We start from the raw sequence: 17347 nt of genomic DNA, 5'->3' as shown, positions 1-17347 counted from the left end.
CGCCGGGTCAGTCGGCCGCGAGCCGGTAGCCCGCCCCGCGAACGGTGTGGAACAGCGTCTGCTCCTCACCATCATCGATCTTGCGGCGCAGGCGACTGATGTGGACGTCGATCACGTTGGTACCGGGATCGAAGTGATAGTCCCACACCGCCTCGAGCAGCATGGTTCGGGTGACGACCTCGCCCGCATGCATCAACATGTATTCGAGCAGGCGGAATTCGCGCGGCTGCAGCGCGATCTTGCGCGGTCCCCGGCGCACCTGCCGGGTCAGCCGGTCAAGCTCCAGATCGGCGCAACGCAGCGTGGTTTCCTGCGCTTGCCGGACCCCGCCCGACGCGCGGCGCAAGAGCGCCTGGATGCGCGCCAGCAGCTCACCAAAGGAAAACGGTTTGCCAAGATAATCGTCCGCACCCGCAGTCAGCCCGGCGATCCGGTCATCCGTGCTGGCAAGCGCAGACAGCATGATCACCGGCGTTGTCATTTCGGCCGCGCGCATCGCCTTCAGCAGCGCGAGGCCGTCCATCCCCGGCAGCATCCGGTCGAGCACGACGAGATCGAACTGGCTGTCGGTTGCGAGGAACAGCCCGTCGCGCCCGTTGTCGGCGCGATCGACCGTGAAACCCTCCTCGGCCAGCCCGGACATGATGTAGTCCGCGATCTGCGGATCATCCTCGACGAGCAGAATGCGTCCTGCCACTGGGCATTTTCCATGTTAGCAACAAAAACCAAGTCTTCGGCGAGCAACATGGCCACCGCCACGGCGCCTCGCAAGTAGTTTCCTGCGAAGAGCGCCCCTTTGGAGGCTGCACTGCGGCCGACCTGAACGGGGTCTTTACGGACGCAATGCGCGCGTGAAATTTTCCGCTAAGGCATGACGAAGAATCGCGTTAAGACGCGCGCAAATCGCACGGGCAACCTGCCGAAACGGAAGGTTTCCGGACGATTTGCACCGATGAATGCCCGGCGCGCGATGACGTGGCGCCCCGGACACGATACCACACAGGCGCGACCTGCCTCCCTGGCAGGTGCACCCTATGCCGGATGACGAGATACCGATGGACAGCAAAGCCCCGATCGCCCGCACCCTCAAGCACGCGGCCCGCCTCCTTGCGGCAGCCGCCCCGGCCGCACTGATCGCAGGCGTGAGCCCAGCCCTGGCAGACACCACGGTCAGCTCCGCGACGACCACGCCGCTGCTCACATCAGCGGCGGGTGCGGTGACGGTGGCCAAGGACGGCACGATCAAGCTCGACACGGGTACGGCCGTCACGGTCGACGCTTCGAAGGATGTCACGGTTCAGGACGGCGGCACGCTCGACATGGGTGCCGGCGACGGCGCGGCGGGCGTCGTGGTGAACAGCGGCACCACGGCAAACATCTCGAATGCCGGCACGATCCAGGTGCTGGAAAGTTTCACCCCGCCCGATACCGACAAGAACGGCATTCCCGAAGGCCCGATCGCGCAGGCCACCGGCCGCTACGGCATCCGCGTCGCGCCCGGCGGAACCGTGACGGGCACCGTCTCCAACACCGGCACGATCACGGTCGATGGCCTCAACTCGGCCGGCATCGCGGTGGATTCGGCCCTGACCGGTTCGGTGACCAACACCGGCACGATCAAGGTGAAGGGTGACAACTCGGTCGGCATCCGTACCGGCGCGGTTTCGGGCAATGTTGCCGCCGGCGGCACGATCGGCGTGATCGGCAGCGGCACGCAGGCACTTGTCGTGAATGGCGATGTTGGCGGCCTGGTGAAGATCAACGGCTCGCTCTCGCAGGCAGCGACCTACAAGGCCGACGACGGTTCGACCCAGACCCTGCCGCGCAGCGCGCTTTCCACCGGCAAGGCGGTGGTGGAAGTCAACGGCAACGTGGCGGGCGGGGTGATCGTCACAACCGCCTCGACCAGCGGTTCGACCACCGAGACCACCGGTGCGATCCAGGCATTCGGCAACAGCCCCGCGATCCAGATCGGCGGCGCGAACGCCATCACCATCGGCGGCGGCACCAGCAGCACCGGCACCTATTCGCTTGCCGTCGACGGCAGTGTCGGCGCGAACGCCACCTACAGCTCGACCAACGCGGCCGGGGTGGTGATCGGCGGCAAGGGCGGCAGCGTGACGCTGACCAAGGGCATCGGCGTAAGCGGCAACATCACCGCGACGACGGTAGACTCGGGTGCCGTCGGCATTCTCATCAACGCCGGTTCAACGGTCGGCTCGCTCTACAACAGCGGCACGATCAGCGCAGTCATCAGCCAGCCCGGAATCGGTTCCTCCTCGGCGATCAAGGACCTTTCCGGCACGTTGACCGCAATCGACAATACCGGCGACATCTCGGTCACCGGCTCGAGCGAGGACCAGCTTGCGGCAATCGACGTGTCCGGGAACACCACCGGCGTCACCATCAAGCAGTACCTCAACAGCACGGACGCGGCCGCGCAGAAGACCGAGAAGGACGCGGCCGGCTACGATCCGGACACCGCCAAGATCTACACCACGATCACCGGCAACATCTACACCGGCAGCGGCAACGACACGCTGGACGTCGGTTCGGGCAAGATCACCGGAAACAGCTTCCTCGGCGCGGGGAACGACACGGTGAAGCTGGCCGACGACGCCAAGTACATTGGCAACATCGATTTCGGCACCGGCACGGCGGCAATGACGATGGCCGGCAATTCGCGCTTCACCGGCACGCTGATCCTGAACGATCAGGCCGGCACGCTCACGCTTGCCGACAAGTCGATCTATCGCGGCACGGTGACCGGCGGCTCGCAGCTGGCGGTCACGGTCAATGGCGGCACCTTCGCTGCAAACGGGGCGACCACGACCACGATCAAGTCGATCGACGTCGGCGCGAACGGAACGCTGGGCGTCTATGTCGACGGCACCACCGGCACCGCCTCGAAGCTCATCGTGGACAGCGCCAGCTTTGCCAGCGGCGCGAAGATTTCGGCCAAGGTCACTTCGCTGGCCAAGGCGGAAGGCACCTACACCGTGCTGAGCGCCGGCACCCTGACGGGCGGCACCAACGTGGCGAGCTCCGCGCTCAACCTGCCGGTGCTCTACAAGGGCACGGTCGCTGCGGTCGGCAATGACGTGACGCTGACCATCGCGCGCAAGTCGGCCAGCGAAATCGGGCTCAACGTGCCGCAGTCCCAGGCCTATGGCGCGATCCTCGCTAACGCCGCGAACCTTGCCAATGCCGGCACGGACACGCTGCTGCAGTCCAGCCTGCTGCAGGCCGCCGATACGGCCACGCTGCAGACGCAGTTCAACCAGATGCTGCCCGATTACGCGGGCGGTTCGCTCGATCTCCTCTCACGCGGGACCCGCCTTGCGGCCCGCCGCATCGACGATGATTCGAGCTGGTTCACGATCAGCAGCGCGGGTGCCTGGCTCGAGCCGATCTACTTCAAGGGCAAGAAGACGGCCGGCGCAACGGCGGGCTACAACAACAGCGGCGGCGGTCTCTCGCTCGGCTTTGAAAAGGCGCTCGGCTTCGGCCATGTGGGCGGCTCGTTCACCTACTTCTCGGGCACCTCCACCACCGATGCCACGCAGAAGGTCAAGGTCAGCGACATCGAGCTTGCGGCGTTCTGGCGCCTCGCCTCGGGTCCGCTCTATGCCTATGCGCGGGTCGGCTATGGCCGTCCGACCTTCAACTCGACCCGCACCTTCGCCGGCACCGTCGACAGCCAGGCCTTCAGCTATGGCGCGGCCGGCCGGTGGAAGGGCACGCTGATCTCGGGCGCGGGCGGCCTGTCCTATGCGATCCCCGTCGGCGATCACTTCAAGCTCAAGCCGCGCGCGACGATCGAATACTTCCGCCTGAAGGAAAACGGCTACACCGAAACCGGCAACGTACCGCTCGCGCTGACGCTGGCGGGGCGCACCAGCCAGATCGTCAATGGCACGACCACGCTGGTTGCCAGCTGGAGCGCGGCTCCCGGCGACTACGAAAACCGCCCCTTCACCATTGAAGTGGAAGGCGGGCGCCGCAGTCGCATTTCGGGCGAAGTGGGCAACACAGTCGCAACCTTCAACCGCGGCGCCACCAGCGGCGGCGATACCTTCACGCTGACCGGCCAGCAGATGCCTTCGGCGTGGACCGGCGAAGTCAGCCTGCTGCAGGGCGGGCTCGATTACACGTGGAAGATCAGCGGCGGCTACGAAAAGCTGCAAGGCGGAGGCACCGGCTATTCGGCTCGCGCCTCGCTGGCGATCGCGCTGTAAGGCAAGCTACCACCGCAAACGAACGAGGGGTGGCCGCGAGGCTGCCCCTTTTTCGTCTCACACCTCGGCGAGCGCGCTCTGCGCCTGGAACCACGGCACCATCCGCGCGATGGCCTCTTCCACGAGCGGGGTGGAAACCGCGAAGCTGAAGCGCACGAAGCGGTGCCCGTCGACCGGATCGAAATCGATCCCCGGCGCGGTGGCCACACCGGTTTCCTCGAGCAGGCGGATGCAGAAGGCCATCGAATCCTGCGTCAGATGGCCAACGTCGGCATAGACGTAGAATGCGCCGTCCGGCGGCGCGATCCGGGCCAGACCCATGGCCGGCAGGGCGGCGAGCAGGAGATCGCGATTGCGGGCGTAGGTGCGCACATGCCCATCGAGTTCCTCGCCGCAATCGAGCGCGGCAAGACCGGCATGCTGGCTGAGCGAGGGCGGCGTGAGAAACAGGTTGCCCATCCGCGCACGGGCCTGATCGACGAGGTCCTCAGGCACCACAAGCCAGCCCAGCCGCCAGCCGGGCATGCTGAAATACTTCGAAAAACTGTTGACCACGATGGCCTCGCGATCAAACGGCAGCATCGAGCCGGCCGGCGCGCCATAGGTGATGCCCTGATAGATCTCGTCAGAAACGACGCGGATTCCGCGCGCGCGGCACACTTCGGCAATCGCCGCCATTTCACCGGGGGAGATGACGGTACCGGTCGGGTTCGCGGGGCTTGCGATGATCACGCCATCGGGTGCGGGGTCGAGCGCGGCCAGTGCAGCGGCCGTGATCTGATAGCCGACCTCCGGACCGCAGGGCAGTTCGACCGGCTCGATCGCGAGCGCGCGCAGCGTATTGCGATAGGCGACGTAGCCGGGCCGCGCGATCGCGACGCGCGCGCCAGGGGCGAAGCGCAGCGAAAGGGCGATGACGAGCGCCGGCGATGCGCCGCAGGTCAGAACGATCTGCTGCGGCGAAACCGCGACCCCCGTGGTTTCCTCTACATGGCGGGCAAGCCGGGCCAGCAGCTCGGTGCTCTCCCAATAGCCCTTGTCCTCCTCGTCGAGCACGGCCCGGGCGCGGGCCAGCGCGGCGGCGGGAGCCCCGGTCGAGGGCTGACCATACTCCATGCGGATAACCGACCGCCCCTCAGCCATGAGGCGCTGGGCAATGGCCGAGATGGTGATGGCGTGAAACGGATCGAGCTGTGCAGTCATGTCCAACGGACTAGCACCGGGCCCGAAGCGGCGCAAAGGGCCTGCAGTTGACATCGCAGCCGCCACGCGCGAGCCTTGCGGGGTGATCCGGCGGGAGAGCCCCATCGGACGCCGTGGGAGAGCAAGATCATGTCCACACCTGCCGGCGCGGCAGCGCCGAAACAGCTGCCCTTGGGGCAGGCCGCCATCATAACACTGGGTGTCGTCATCGTGATCGCGGGCTTCGTCGCGCTGGGTGCGTGGCTCCATGTGACGCCGCTCTACGCGGGCTTTCTGCTGCTATGGGCCTGGTCTGCGCTCCATGAGCTTTCGCTGAGGGCGCTGCCGGGTGCCTTGATCGGCGCGCTTTCCGGGGCGGGGATGAGCTTCCTGCTTCAGACCGGTGCCGCAACGGGCAATGCCCCGCTCGTGGTCCTGGCCCTCGCGCTGATGGTCGGCGCCGTGTTTCTCGTCGTGGCGGGGCGCGCAGCGCTGGTCTGCAACCAGAGCACGATGCTGTTCATCACCGTGCTCAATGCGCCGGTGATCCAGGCGGGCGAGGATTTCCGCCAGGTGATCATCGCGATCATGCTGGGCGCGGTGTGGTTCGCCGCGATTGCCTGGGTGATCAGCCGGTTCGTGCCGGCTCCCGAAGCCCCCGCGACAGCCTAGCAGCTCGCGACGGGCTGGGTCGGTGCGGGATTGTAGATCTGCGTGAGGTCGCGGTCGTCGCGCACATAAAGCGCCGCTTCCTTGCGGATCAGCTTCGAGGGAATGACGCTGCCGAGGAAGAACGGTTTGTAGTCATAGGCAATCTCGACGAACATGATCGCGGTGCCGGCATCGGCCGTCATCTTGGTCGAGGTATAGCCCATGCCCTTGAACGCGGTACCGGTAGCGCCGGTGCCCTGCGGGCCATAGCGCGAGGGCCAGGTGTTCTTGCCCCAGCAGCGCTGCCAGGCGATCCACTGGCCGCCCGAACTGTTGACCTGCAAGCTGGAGAGGATGATCCGGCCACGTGTCGGAATGCCAAGATCCTCGCCCTGCAGCGCGGCGGCGCGGAACACCTGGTTGACATCATATTCGCGAAATTGCGGCGCGCCGTTGACCTGCGTCTGCTTGGCGCGGCTCGCGTTGTCGGCAACGGTAATGGCCAGCTGGTTGAGCCGGACGTGGATCAGCGCGAGGTTGACCACCTCGGTCCCGGTCAGGGCGAGGCCCATCAGGAACGGCATGGCGAGCCCGAGTTCCACGGCGCTCACCGCGCTGGTGCTGTGCAGGATACGCCGTAGGATCCGCAGCGGCGAGCGGCGCTTGCGATGCGGCGAAACGATGGTCTGCGCGATCAGGGGCATACCGAGGTCCCCGTGCGACTGGCCTGGGTTGCGAACGGCTGGTTCTTGAGAATGGTGGTCTGCGGAACCGTCTGATACTCGGGCAGGCCGAACATCTTCGCGAAGCCGAACCACTGCCTGTACGACACCGTCACCGTGTAGACGACGACATCGTTCGCGCCGCCGAGGCCGGTCTTGCCCATATCGGCATCCCACACCCCGTTGCCGTTCATGTCGACGAAGCATTCGGTCGAATCGTACTTGCCGTTCTTGTTGGTATCGGTGAAGTCTTCCGGCATGCCGACCGAGGTGAACTCGGCGTAGTTCCGGCGCGTGAAAGTCACGCTGGCAGTGGGCATGACGTACTTGATCATCTGCGCCACAAGCTGGTCCAGCGTTGCCGAGCTGGTCTGACCGCTTTGCAGCGAGGACTTGCGCGCAGCGGCATTGACCGCGCCGGTCAGCACGGTGCGGACATAGTAGCTCTGGGCTACCTGGAGCGTGCCGAACACCACCATGAACAGGATCGGCGCGGTCATGCCGAACTCGACCGCGCTCACCCCGCGCCGGTCGCGCAGCAGTGGCAGCCTCGCCAGGCGGCGCCGGAGGACGTTTGCCATCACTTGTTGATCCGCAGGTCGGCCACCTGGCCGGCGATGAACTTGAAGGTGTTGTTGAGCGCGGTCGTGTCGGCGGCGTAGTAGGCGCGGCCCGCACTTGCACAGGTCGTCATTTCTGTCGTGAGCGAAGTACCGAAACTGATCATCCAGATCGTATAGCCCATATTTTTGACCTTGTTGCACACGGCCAGAAATCGATTGTTGTGATAAGGCTTCAGACCGTTACTATCAGTACCTGAAGGTGCGACACGGTTGTCCCAATACTCGCCGCCGTATGCGCTATAAACGGTATAATTCGGCTCCATGATACCGTCAGTCATGAAGATTACGTGGCGGCTCACGGAGGGATACTTGGTCGAATCCGCATTGACATTGTTTGCGAACATACCGTTCGGGTTGGCAAGCCTGCCACCCCAGATCATCCCGATGTCGTGGTAGGTGGCGCCTTCGGCCACGAGACTGTTGACGTAGGTATCAAGCCAAGTCGGCACGACGGTCGGGGCGGTCGTATCGACCTCCTTGAAATTCGCCGCCGAGGCCGGGCAGTAGGAAGTCTGCAGGGAAACGTAGTTGTACGGAGAGTTTGAATAGGTGGCATATTGTGACGGCGTGAGATCGGTCGTGCCGTACCAGGCACGGAACCACTCAAGCCCGGGCAGATGCATTTTCCAGCGCGTCGGATCGCTGCTCGGTGCCGTATCAAGATCGAGGTCTGTCGCGCCGCTGGGCACAGGCGACATCGCCAGATTCTGGACTGTCGAGCGTTCTTCGATGCAGCCCTTCCACGTAGCCGTGGTCGTCGTGATCCCGCTCACGCCGGCCGTGCCGACGAGGGAGCCCAGCGTCGTCATGTCGTAAGTATCCGCAGTGGGAACGGTCGCCGTCGCGGAAATGGTATCCGCAACCGTCACATTGCCCATGCCTTTGAACGCCGAAACGTTGATCGTGGCTGGACCCATCCGGTAGTTCGTCAACTGATATCGGGTCGCATACGTCGTGGTGGTGACCGACTTGTTCCGCACGCAGGTGCCCAGCGCACCGGTCCCGCTGCCAGACTTGAGCGTCCACGAATTGTACGAATAGGACGTGCTGGTGGTTGCCGTCGGAGCCGGCCCGCCGCCATTTACCGGATTGCCGCCAGCACTCGGATAGTTGTTGCTGCCGTAGCTTGTGCATTGGCTCTGCGTGATGTTCGACCCGTAGGTTTCCGTGCTGGCAACCGGCGAACCAGGGGTGCCCACGTAGACTGGCGTGTTGAAATTGGCGAGCCGGGTCTGATACGCGGAACTGTCGGCAAGGTAGCTGCTCGGCAAAGTTCCAGATGAAAGCAGCCCGCCAACATTGACGGTCGAACTGTAGGGAACGAAACCGAAGCGGATTCGCGTATTCGTCTTGTCAGTCACTGCCGCGGCAACCGTCTTGTAGAAGTTGCGCACGGCATCGCGCAAACCCTGGATCTTGGAGTCGCTGCCGCTGTAGCAATTGGCGCCCGAGGGATTGCACGCCATCGAACCGGTTGTATCGAGCACGAACATCACATCCGCGCTCGCCATCTGCAGTTCGGCGCTGCACGCCACGGTCAGCGTGATCGTCTTGAACCCGAAGATGCCCATCATCACCGTGGGCATCACGGTCGATGCCGTACCGCTGACCGAACCGGTGCCCGTGGACGTGGTGCTGAAGGTGATCGAATTGGCGTTGGTGGCGTTCGGGTTGAAGTTGAAGTTGAACATCTTGTTCGCCTTCGCCGTCTCCGCGGTGCCATAGGTGCCCGACGTCGCCATGGCCTTGCGGCCCGCCAGCACGCCCGCGTCGCAGGCGTTCTGCAAGCTGGTCTTGGTCATGTAGGCGCGCGCCATGTCGGTGCCGCTGCCCGCAAGGCTGACAAGCAGGATGATCGTCGCGAGCGCGATGCCGAGCGTATTGCCCGCCGTATCGCGCAGCAGGCTTCGGATCAGGACCTGCATCGAGGCTCTGAGGTTGCCTCCCTTTGCTTCAGGCCGGCGCGGCATGTGGCGACATTCCTTCGACTGGCAGGCCCACTACGGCCCGGGGCCCTTGCCGAACGTCGCGCCTCCGCCGAAATGGCCGGAGGCTCGCACGCGCAGGGTACCCAAGCGTCGTCCATGCGGTCGAAGGGCCTTCCAAATCGTAAATATGCGCAAAAATTTGTCTCAGGCGCTCTACGCAGAAAGCCTGAGCAGAACAGCCGCGATGGTAAACGATGCGCTAGCCCTTATGGCCCGCCCAGCAGGCGGCAGCAGACGAGCACGGCGGTGTGCTCCGCCGGATGGCGGGAGAGCGCGGTGTTCATGGAAAATATGGAGGCCGAGCCGGAATCCAATCTATGATCTATTATATTGATATAAAGACGAATTATTGGATTCCAGAGGAGCCCGTCCATCAATTGGTCCATCACACTTAAATTCAAAATGGGTTCAATTCCCAAAGCCGGAATCGCGAATGTTTCCTCCGGGTCGAATCGTTTGGCGCATTGGCAGGCTCTGGGAGTTGCCGGTCGTTCCCAACAGTCAATTCGAGCGGCTGCTCCTGCCAGTTGCAGACATGCAGAAGTGCCAAACCGCTTCGCTTGACGATCGCGCTCAAGGCAATTGTGCGATCATCCCACCGCCCGCGCTGTAATCCCGCACCCAGCCCGGCGTATCGACATCGCCTGCCGGCAAGTGGACGACCGATTGCGCTCCAGCAAAAGTCACCCGCACACGCGCGGCTGTCAACGATCCGGCCACTTTCACGCGGCCGATTCCTGCACCGGACACAATCGAGACGCCCGTACCTGCCACTGTCGGATAGACATGGCCGGTCCCATCCGGCTCGACCGCCAGCGATGCACCTTCGTCAACCCCCACACCGATCAGCGGCGGGGCATCTGCCGGGCGGCTCGCCTGGGCCTTGGCGATGAAGGCAAAGAGGCGGCCGAGCCGGTTACGCTCGGTGAAGTGGCTGTCGGTGATCACGCCTTTGAGCAGATCGAGGTGGAGGAAATCCGTCTCGATCGTGGTGCGCTTGCCATAGGGATCGGCAAGGCCCTCGGCTCCGGTCAGGCTATGTCCGTCCATGCAGCCATAAAGATATTCGCCCAGCATCGCGAGGCCGGCGCTCGTCCCTGCCAGCGGCTTGCCCGCGCGGACATGGGCGTCGAGCGCTTCGGCAATCGGCGTGCCCCGCCAGCGCCGTACATAGCGGGCCTGGTCGCCTCCTGCGATGAACACGCCGTCTGCCTTGCGCAGAGCCTCCAGCAAGTGCTTGTTGTAGGAGGCCGAGCGGCGATGCGTGACGAACGTCTCGGCCGAGAGCACGCCACCGAGTTCGTTGTAGAACTCGGTGCTGGCCTCGCCGTGGAGCGAGGCGCGCAGGATCACGATATGGCCGTGCCCCGCCTTGGCGATAAACCAGCGCATCGCGTCTATATCATGATCGCCGCCGCCCATCAGCAGCAGACCGCCCGAAACCGGCGCGGGGGCGGAGCCGGTTGGATCGCCTTCGAGATAGACCTCGAGCGCCCTCGCGCGCGCCGGGTCTGCGGGGGCAAGCACAATGCCCGACAAGGCCATCGCCGCGATCCATAGTCCCCTGTCCACGATATCCCCCCTCAATCCCTCGCGCATCCCCCTCGCGGCATACACTGGCATGCCCGCCAAAGCCACCCGTCGGCAAGGCGCTTTTCGGGGTTGAGCCGGGGGTGGAAGACGCTACCAAGGGTTAGGGAGCGTCAAACAGGGGGGATAGCATGACTGGATTTCACGGGCGGAGGCTTGCCCTCGCGCTTTGTCTTGCCACCACGGCCATGGTCCTGCCGGACCTTGCACGGGCGCAGCAGGTCACCCCTGCGCCGGATGCCGCCACAACCGGCAATCCATCCGCCAATCCTGCCAGCGAGATCATCGTCACCGGTTCCCGCATCCCGCGCATCGCCAAGGAAGGCCCCGCGCCGGTCACCGTGTTTACCGCGCAGTCGATCCGCGACAGCGGCTATGCCACCGTGCCCGATATCCTGCGCGCGCTCACATCGAATGGCGGCGAAACGCAGAGCCAGCAGTCTTTCAGCGGCGCCAGCTTCACTCCCGGCGCGCAGCAGGTTGATCTGCGCGGCCTCGGCCCCAATCACACGCTGGTGCTCGTCAATGGCCGCCGCATCGCGGACTTTCCGCTGCCCTATCAGGGCCGCAGCAACTTCACCGATATCTCGAACCTCCCGGTCGGCCTGATCGACCAGATCGAAGTGCTCAGCGGCAGCGCCTCGGCGATCTACGGATCGGACGCGATCGCCGGCGTGATCAACTTCAAGCTGGCAAAAGCGGTTGATGGCATCACGCTCGACTACCGCTATGGCAATACCGAGCATGGCGGCGGCGCTTCGCACCGCTTTACCGCGAGTGGCGGCGTCACCTCGGGCGATTTCCACCTCGTCGGCGGCGTTGAATACCAGAAGCAGCTGCCGCTCTGGGCCTACCAGCGCAGCATTCAGGACAGCACGGCGGACAATCCCACAACCGCCAAGCCGCTCGCCCGCCGCGTGTTCCTGCGCTACAATCCCGACGCCGATGAATACGTCGATCCCGGCAAGGGCACGTGTGATGCGCTGTCAGGCCTGAACGGCGGCTCGACCTACTATGCCTCGCGCCCGCGCTATGGTGCGTATGACGACGCGCTGGGCGACTATGGCCCCGGCTACTTCTGCGGCAGCAATACCTCGATCGGTTATGGCACGATCATCTCGCGGCGCGAGGGCTTCAACACCTTCCTTTCGGCCGGGCTCGATCTGTCGGAGAAAGCCAACCTGTTCCTCGATGCGCAGTTCGGCGTCAGCCGGGTCGAGCTCATGCCGGACGTCCAGAAGTGGTCCTATCAGGACGCTTCTGGCAGCAACGATTCCACGTTCTACAACGCCTTCAGCGGCGGCCTCGATGATTGGTCGCGCCAGTTCACGCCGGAGGAATCGGGCGGTTTTGCCCGCACAATGACGAAGAACCGCCAGCAGACCTTCAGCATCACCCCCGGCATTCGCGGCAAGCTGAAGGGTTGGGATTATGAGCTCGCCTTCAACCACAGCGAATACAAGTCCGTGGTCGAGTTCCCCGAAGTCATCGCCGCCAAGGCCAATGCCCTGTTCCTTGGGCCGCAGCTCGGCGTGGATCCCGATAGCGGCTATGCGATTTACAACGCCGATCCGGCCCGGCTCTACCGTCCGCTGACGCGCGCCGAGTATGACAGCATCGCGGTCTACAGCGTCTACAACCCGCGCAGCTACAACGACAATTTCTCGGTTACGCTTACCAACGGGGCGCTGTTCCACCTCCCTGCAGGCCCCGTTGGCGTGGCGCTGATCGGCGAGGCGGGCAAGCAGGGCTACGATCTCAAGCCCGATCCCAAGGCGCTCACCAACTACTATTACGGCCTCAAGGACAGCGACGGCAAGGGCACCCGCACCCACTGGGCACTGGGCGGCGAAGTGCGCGTGCCGGTGGCGAAGTTCCTCGAGCTTTCCGGCGCCGGACGTTACGACCGGTTCGCCTTTGCCGGCAGCCGCATCGGCAAGTTCACCTGGAACGCGGGCGCCGAGTTGAGGCCGATGCAGTCGCTGCTGTTGCGTGCCGCCTACGGCACGGGCTTCCGCGCTCCTGACCTGCACTACGTGTTTACCGGCCCTGGCAACACCCACCCTTCGGCCAACGACTACTACCTCTGCCGCACCGAGGAGCCCGATACCGATATCGGCGATTGCAGCTATGCCGATACCGGCATCGTCGCCAACCGCAATGGCAACCGCGCGCTGCAGCCGGAAACCAGCAAGTCGCTGAACGCTGGTATGGTCTTCGCGCCGGTGCGCAACATCGACATTTCGGTCGATTACTTCCGCGTGCAGCTCGACAACCAGGTGCAGGATCTCAGCATCGATACCCTGCTGCGCACCGAAGCGGATTGCCGCATCGGCACCACGCAATCGGGCAAGCCGGTCGATGCCACATCGCCCACTTGCCTCGATGCCATCGCGCGCATCAAACGCTTTTCGGGCGGTGCGCTCGCCGGGCAGATCGATTCCGTCGCGATCAATCCGGTCAACGTCGCGCGCGAGCGCACCAGCGGCATCGATATCGCGCTCCACGCCCGCCTGCCGACCGAACGCTTTGGCACTTTCGCGTTGTCAGCCTCGCACACCCATGTGTTCGATCACACGTTCATCCAGTATCCGGGCGATCCCACCATCAACAAGTTCGCCTATGACAGCAATTATGACATCCCGCGCGACAAGAGCACCGCGAGCATCACGTGGAGTTACGAGAAGGCCAAGTGGACAATCGAGGGTCGCCGCCTTGGCAAGCTACCCAACTACAATGAGGACGCCTACATCCACGCGAGCTACTTGTTCAATACCACCTTCCAGTACGATTTCACCGATCACGTGCGTGCCTCGTTCACCGTGACCAACCTGTTCGATCAGCTGCCGGTGCGCGACCCGACATATGCCAGCTATCCCTATTACGACATCAGCTGGTTCGACAGCAGCGGGCGCAGCTTTTACCTTCAGCTGACCTGGAAGTTCGGCGGCAAGGCCCTTTAGGGCGTCGGTCTCAAAAGGTCGTTCGCAGACCGGCCATCCAGCGGCGCGGCGCGCCGGGGCCGAGGCTGCGCGGGTTGCTGGCGCCGGGCGCCTCGGCGAGTTCGACTTCCGAGGTTTGGGAAAACGTGCCGAAGGTGGCGTAGCGCATGTCGAACAGATTGGTCACTTCGGCAAAGGCGGTGACCGGGCCAATCAGGTGCAGGCTGCCGTGCAGGCCCACGACGGCGAAGGCGTCGGTCCGGGGCTGGCTGCCGCCTTCATCGCCCAGCAGGCCCTGGCCCGATTGCGCCTGCACGTCGCCGCCTAGCTTGAAGCCGTGCCCTGCATATTCGGCCGAGAGGGTCGCACGATGGCGCGGAATGCCGGGAATCCGCGCGCCGGGGCGCACCGCGATCCGGCCGTTCGCATCGGCCGATGGATTGTCGGGGCTGTTGAGCACGAGCGGCGAGGCAAACGTCGCATCGATGAAGGCGTAGCCGACCTGAAACGTCCACGGCCCGTGTGACAGGCCGGCATTGATATCAAACCCTATGCGCCGCGTGCGGCCGACATTGCGGAAATAGGCCCGCCCCCGCGTGGCCGCAGCGGTAAACTGGATATCGTCGCTGCTCGTCGTGCGGTAACCCGCGATCTGCCAGTGCGGCGTCCACGGCCCGCGTGATTGCACCGATGCGCCCAGTTCGAAGCTTCCCGCCACCACTTGCCGCAGCGGCGGATCGCCCACGAAGAAGTTGGTCAGGCTGCAGGGCGCTGCCGCATCGGCGCAGGACAGTTCGGCCGGCGTCGGCGCGCGGTTGGTCTCGGCATAGCCGGCGTGCAGCGAGAGGCGGGGCGACAGCGCGTAGTCGAGTTCGATACCCGGATTGAGGCGGCGGAACGTGTGCCTGCCGTCGAGCGCCGTGCCGAGCCTGTCGTCCAGCTCGATCCGCGCCGCATTCCAGCGCAGACCCAGCTCCGCGTCGAGCCGGTGCGTCAGCGGGAGCCGATCCGAAAGGAACAGCCCGGTATAGCGCGTGCGCACAGCGAGCCTGACCGGGGTGATCGATCCATCCGGCTGCGCGATGATCGGCCCGAGCCCGGTGACGCTGCGCGTGGGCGTCAGCGCACCGAGCTCGGAAGACGAGGCGAACCGCGTCGTGCCGCGATCATGGCTCAGCCCGATGATCAGCTCGTTGTCGCCGCCGGGCAGTGTGCGCCGGTCGACCAGCTGGAGCAGCAGCCCCTCAGCGGTGCTGCGCGTTTCGCTGCGATTGAGCAGGCCATAGGCTCCGCCACCGAGACTATCACGGATCCGTCGGCCGCCGCGGTCCAGCAGCGGAGTCTCGCTGTCGTCCGCGCCGCTCAGGCACAAAACGGTATGCTCATCCTCGCAAGCGGCGACATCGGCGGTATCCCCATTGAGGGTGCGCTGATGGAGCCACTGCGCATAGAGGCTGGCTTCGACACGCAGGTGATCGCCGATCTGCGCCCAGGGATGGAGGCTGAAACGGCGGTAGCGATTGCGCGTGTTGTCCGGATACGTGAACACCGCGCGGTAATCGGCTGCAAGCAGTTCGACCGGGGCCGAGCCATTGCCGGTAAGGTCGGTATCAGCGCCCAGCCATTTCGCGTGGAGCCCTGCGCCCGGGCCGTCCCAACCCACATCGGCATAGCCGTTGTAGAGCGTCGAGGGAGAGTACCGCCGCCAACCGCCGTCGCGGCGCGCCTGCACCGCCGCATAGGCGCTGAACCGTCCGTCCGACCACCCTGCCTCCCCGCCGCCTTCGGCGCGGCCGTAGCGCCCGCCCGCGCCATAGAGCATGACACCCGGGGCCGTCTTGCCGGTCTTGGTTGCTGCCACCACCACGCCGCCCAGCGCATTGAGGCCATAGACCGGGCTCACATCCTTGATCGTTACGCTTTCGATCGCGGCATCGGGCAGGAGGTCGAAATTGACCGTATCGCCGAACGGCTGATTGAAGCGAGCGCCGTCGACATAGACCGCGAGCCCCTGCGCGTTGCCCTGTAGTGCCGAGGCCGAAAAGCCGTGGAATACAAGGTTGGGCTGCCAGGGGTTACCCTGCGCATCCGAAAGCGAAGCGCCAGCCACTTTGCGCGCGATGGCCCCGAGAACGCCGGGCGTACCGGGCCCTGCCAGCGCCGCGGCGCCGAGCCTCGTCGCATCGTCGGCATCGATATCGTCCCCCGGCGCCGTCACGATGATGGGGCCATCGGCTTCCTGCGCAGCGCTTGGGCACGGCAACGCGAGGAGCATCGATACAAAGGGGACCCAGGAACGCTTCATCGTGAGCTTGTATCTGGCGATCGCTGGTTGGCGAACCCGGATCCCGTTTTCTCAATGCGTCCGGTTGATGTTAGCAGCTCAGCTATGTCTGCGCTGCGCCTTGGCCTTGCGCCACCACACCAGCGCGCCGGTGAGCCACAGCGCCAGCGGCAGCAGTGCGGCGAATGCCATTGCGGCGCGCCCCAGTTCGCCGCCGATGCGGCCATTGTGCAGCGACCGCGCGGTTTCGTGGCGGTCGCTGCCGGGCAACTCGGCCACCGCGCGGGCCCCGCGCTGCACGGTAACGATCCGCAGTGCCTCGCTGCGGATAAGCCCCGCCGGGCGCCACAGGATCACGCGCAGCGGGCCATCCGAGTTTTCCGGCCCGACCAGATTGACCGCCTGCCAGCCCGGGCTGGCGGACAGCGCCGCATCGAGCAGGCCTTGCAGCGGCTGCATGGGTGATCGCGGCAAGGCAGCCGGTGGCGGCGATGCGCTTTCGTCCGCTTGCAGCGGCAGCAGCAGGATCACGGCGGTCACCCCTGCCAGCACCGTCAGCGCGAGGCTGAAGATACCGGCCTTGGCGTGCAGATCGATCAGCCGCGCGCCCGGTGCAAGCCGCAGCGACAAGGCCGACCGCCTGCGCGCCGGGGCCGGCCACCACAGCACCGCGCCGCTTGCCAGCAGCGCGAGGAAAACCACCGCCAGCCCGAGGACGAGCGGCCTGGCACCATCGTCTAGCAGCAGGCTGGTATGGAAGGCATAGAGCCGGTCGATCAGCGCCTCGTCCTGCCAGCGCGCGCCAAGCACTCTGCCGCTGGCGCGGCCGAGCGCGAGATCGCGCAGGCGATTGCCCCAGGGTCCGGTCAGCGAAATGATCGCGACGCGGCCATCCTGGTTGAGGAAAATGGTCTCGATCCGCGCGTCCGGCACCGCCCGGTGCGCTGCCTCGGCCAGCCGGTCGAGCGGCAGCGGCGGCCCCGCGCTATCGCCGGCATAGAACGAGGGCGCGGCCAGCGCGTCGATCTCGAACCAGTAGTCGACCGCCGCGCCGCTTGCCGCGATCAGCGCAATCGGCAGGCCGAGCACCAGCGACGCCCAGCGATGGATGCTGCGCAACACCGTGC

General features: G+C 65.1%; 11 protein-coding genes. 3 read left to right on the top strand and 8 right to left on the bottom strand.

Translation table 11 applies throughout. The features are described from left to right. Positions 1 to 7 precede the first annotated feature (7 nt). Positions 8 to 697 (bottom strand): response regulator transcription factor, encoded by a 690-nt coding sequence (locus AQZ52_RS04550; protein ID WP_067906772.1) that lies wholly within the window; start codon positions 695 to 697, stop codon positions 8 to 10. Between the two features lie 358 nt (positions 698 to 1055). On the opposite strand from AQZ52_RS04550, the gene AQZ52_RS04545 reads away from it, so the two are divergent. Next, positions 1056 to 4238, top strand: coding sequence for an autotransporter outer membrane beta-barrel domain-containing protein (locus AQZ52_RS04545; RefSeq protein ID WP_067909447.1), 3183 nt, complete (start codon positions 1056 to 1058; stop codon positions 4236 to 4238). Between the two features lie 57 nt (positions 4239 to 4295). Here AQZ52_RS04545 and AQZ52_RS04540 read toward each other — a convergent pair whose 3' ends face one another. Beyond that, positions 4296 to 5441 carry an aminotransferase class I/II-fold pyridoxal phosphate-dependent enzyme gene (locus AQZ52_RS04540; protein WP_067906770.1) on the bottom strand — a complete coding sequence of 382 codons (1146 nt, stop codon included), beginning with the start codon at positions 5439 to 5441 and terminating at the stop codon, positions 4296 to 4298. Between the two features lie 129 nt (positions 5442 to 5570). Here AQZ52_RS04540 and AQZ52_RS04535 point away from each other — a divergent pair, with 129 nt between their 5' ends. Beyond that, positions 5571 to 6092: a hypothetical protein gene (locus tag AQZ52_RS04535; RefSeq protein ID WP_067906768.1), complete on the top strand. Its 522-nt coding sequence runs from the start codon at positions 5571 to 5573 to the stop codon at positions 6090 to 6092. Here AQZ52_RS04535 and AQZ52_RS04530 read toward each other — a convergent pair. From AQZ52_RS04530 to AQZ52_RS04510, 4 genes are all read right to left on the bottom strand, one after another. Further along, positions 6089 to 6775 carry a TadE/TadG family type IV pilus assembly protein gene (locus AQZ52_RS04530; RefSeq protein WP_067906766.1) on the bottom strand — a complete coding sequence of 229 codons (687 nt, stop codon included), beginning with the start codon at positions 6773 to 6775 and terminating at the stop codon, positions 6089 to 6091. The genes AQZ52_RS04535 and AQZ52_RS04530 overlap by 4 nt on opposite strands. After that, the gene (locus AQZ52_RS04525; protein WP_067906764.1) at positions 6766 to 7374 is read right to left on the bottom strand and encodes a TadE family protein; all 609 of its coding nucleotides are present in this window, start codon (positions 7372 to 7374) and stop codon (positions 6766 to 6768) included. The genes AQZ52_RS04530 and AQZ52_RS04525 overlap by 10 nt, the downstream gene beginning before the upstream one ends. Further along, a complete protein-coding gene (locus tag AQZ52_RS04520) occupies positions 7374 to 9386 on the bottom strand; it encodes a Tad domain-containing protein (RefSeq protein ID WP_067906762.1) in 2013 nt (670 codons plus the stop codon). Before AQZ52_RS04520 ends, AQZ52_RS04525 begins: the two co-directional genes overlap by 1 nt. 591 nt (positions 9387 to 9977) lie before the next feature. Continuing rightward, positions 9978 to 10976: a cyanophycinase gene (locus AQZ52_RS04510; RefSeq protein ID WP_240481449.1), complete on the bottom strand. Its 999-nt coding sequence runs from the start codon at positions 10974 to 10976 to the stop codon at positions 9978 to 9980. 149 nt (positions 10977 to 11125) lie between these two features. Between AQZ52_RS04510 and AQZ52_RS04505 the strand changes: the two genes are divergently transcribed. Next, positions 11126 to 13957 carry a TonB-dependent receptor plug domain-containing protein gene (locus AQZ52_RS04505; protein WP_240481448.1) on the top strand — a complete coding sequence of 944 codons (2832 nt, stop codon included), beginning with the start codon at positions 11126 to 11128 and terminating at the stop codon, positions 13955 to 13957. Between the two features lie 10 nt (positions 13958 to 13967). Here AQZ52_RS04505 and AQZ52_RS04500 read toward each other — a convergent pair whose 3' ends face one another. Together AQZ52_RS04500 and AQZ52_RS04495 are read right to left on the bottom strand one after the other, a co-directional pair. Further along, positions 13968 to 16241 (bottom strand): TonB-dependent receptor, encoded by a 2274-nt coding sequence (locus AQZ52_RS04500; protein ID WP_067906755.1) that lies wholly within the window; start codon positions 16239 to 16241, stop codon positions 13968 to 13970. A gap of 78 nt (positions 16242 to 16319) precedes the next feature. After that, positions 16320 to 17342, bottom strand: coding sequence for a PepSY-associated TM helix domain-containing protein (locus AQZ52_RS04495; protein WP_169793712.1), 1023 nt, complete (start codon positions 17340 to 17342; stop codon positions 16320 to 16322). Positions 17343 to 17347 lie beyond the last annotated feature (5 nt).

The sequence above is a fragment of the Novosphingobium fuchskuhlense genome (genome assembly GCF_001519075.1).
Classification (GTDB): Bacteria; Pseudomonadota; Alphaproteobacteria; order Sphingomonadales; family Sphingomonadaceae; genus Novosphingobium; species Novosphingobium fuchskuhlense.
Note: the sequence above shows the minus strand (reverse complement) of the source record. Positions and strands in the feature narration are given on the sequence as shown.

Excerpts from the sequence above, each read along its gene's own strand:
- AQZ52_RS04520 (WP_067906762.1), bottom strand. The coding sequence starts at position 9,386 with ATGCCGCGCCGGCCTGAAGCAAAGGGAGGCAACCTCAGAGCCTCGATG.
- AQZ52_RS04540 (WP_067906770.1), bottom strand. The coding sequence starts at position 5,441 with ATGACTGCACAGCTCGATCCGTTTCACGCCATCACCATCTCGGCCATT.
- AQZ52_RS04535 (WP_067906768.1), top strand. The coding sequence starts at position 5,571 with ATGTCCACACCTGCCGGCGCGGCAGCGCCGAAACAGCTGCCCTTGGGG.
- AQZ52_RS04525 (WP_067906764.1), bottom strand. The coding sequence starts at position 7,374 with ATGGCAAACGTCCTCCGGCGCCGCCTGGCGAGGCTGCCACTGCTGCGC.
- AQZ52_RS04545 (WP_067909447.1), top strand. The coding sequence starts at position 1,056 with ATGGACAGCAAAGCCCCGATCGCCCGCACCCTCAAGCACGCGGCCCGC.
- AQZ52_RS04505 (WP_240481448.1), top strand. The coding sequence starts at position 11,126 with ATGACTGGATTTCACGGGCGGAGGCTTGCCCTCGCGCTTTGTCTTGCC.
- AQZ52_RS04500 (WP_067906755.1), bottom strand. The coding sequence starts at position 16,241 with ATGAAGCGTTCCTGGGTCCCCTTTGTATCGATGCTCCTCGCGTTGCCG.
- AQZ52_RS04530 (WP_067906766.1), bottom strand. The coding sequence starts at position 6,775 with ATGCCCCTGATCGCGCAGACCATCGTTTCGCCGCATCGCAAGCGCCGC.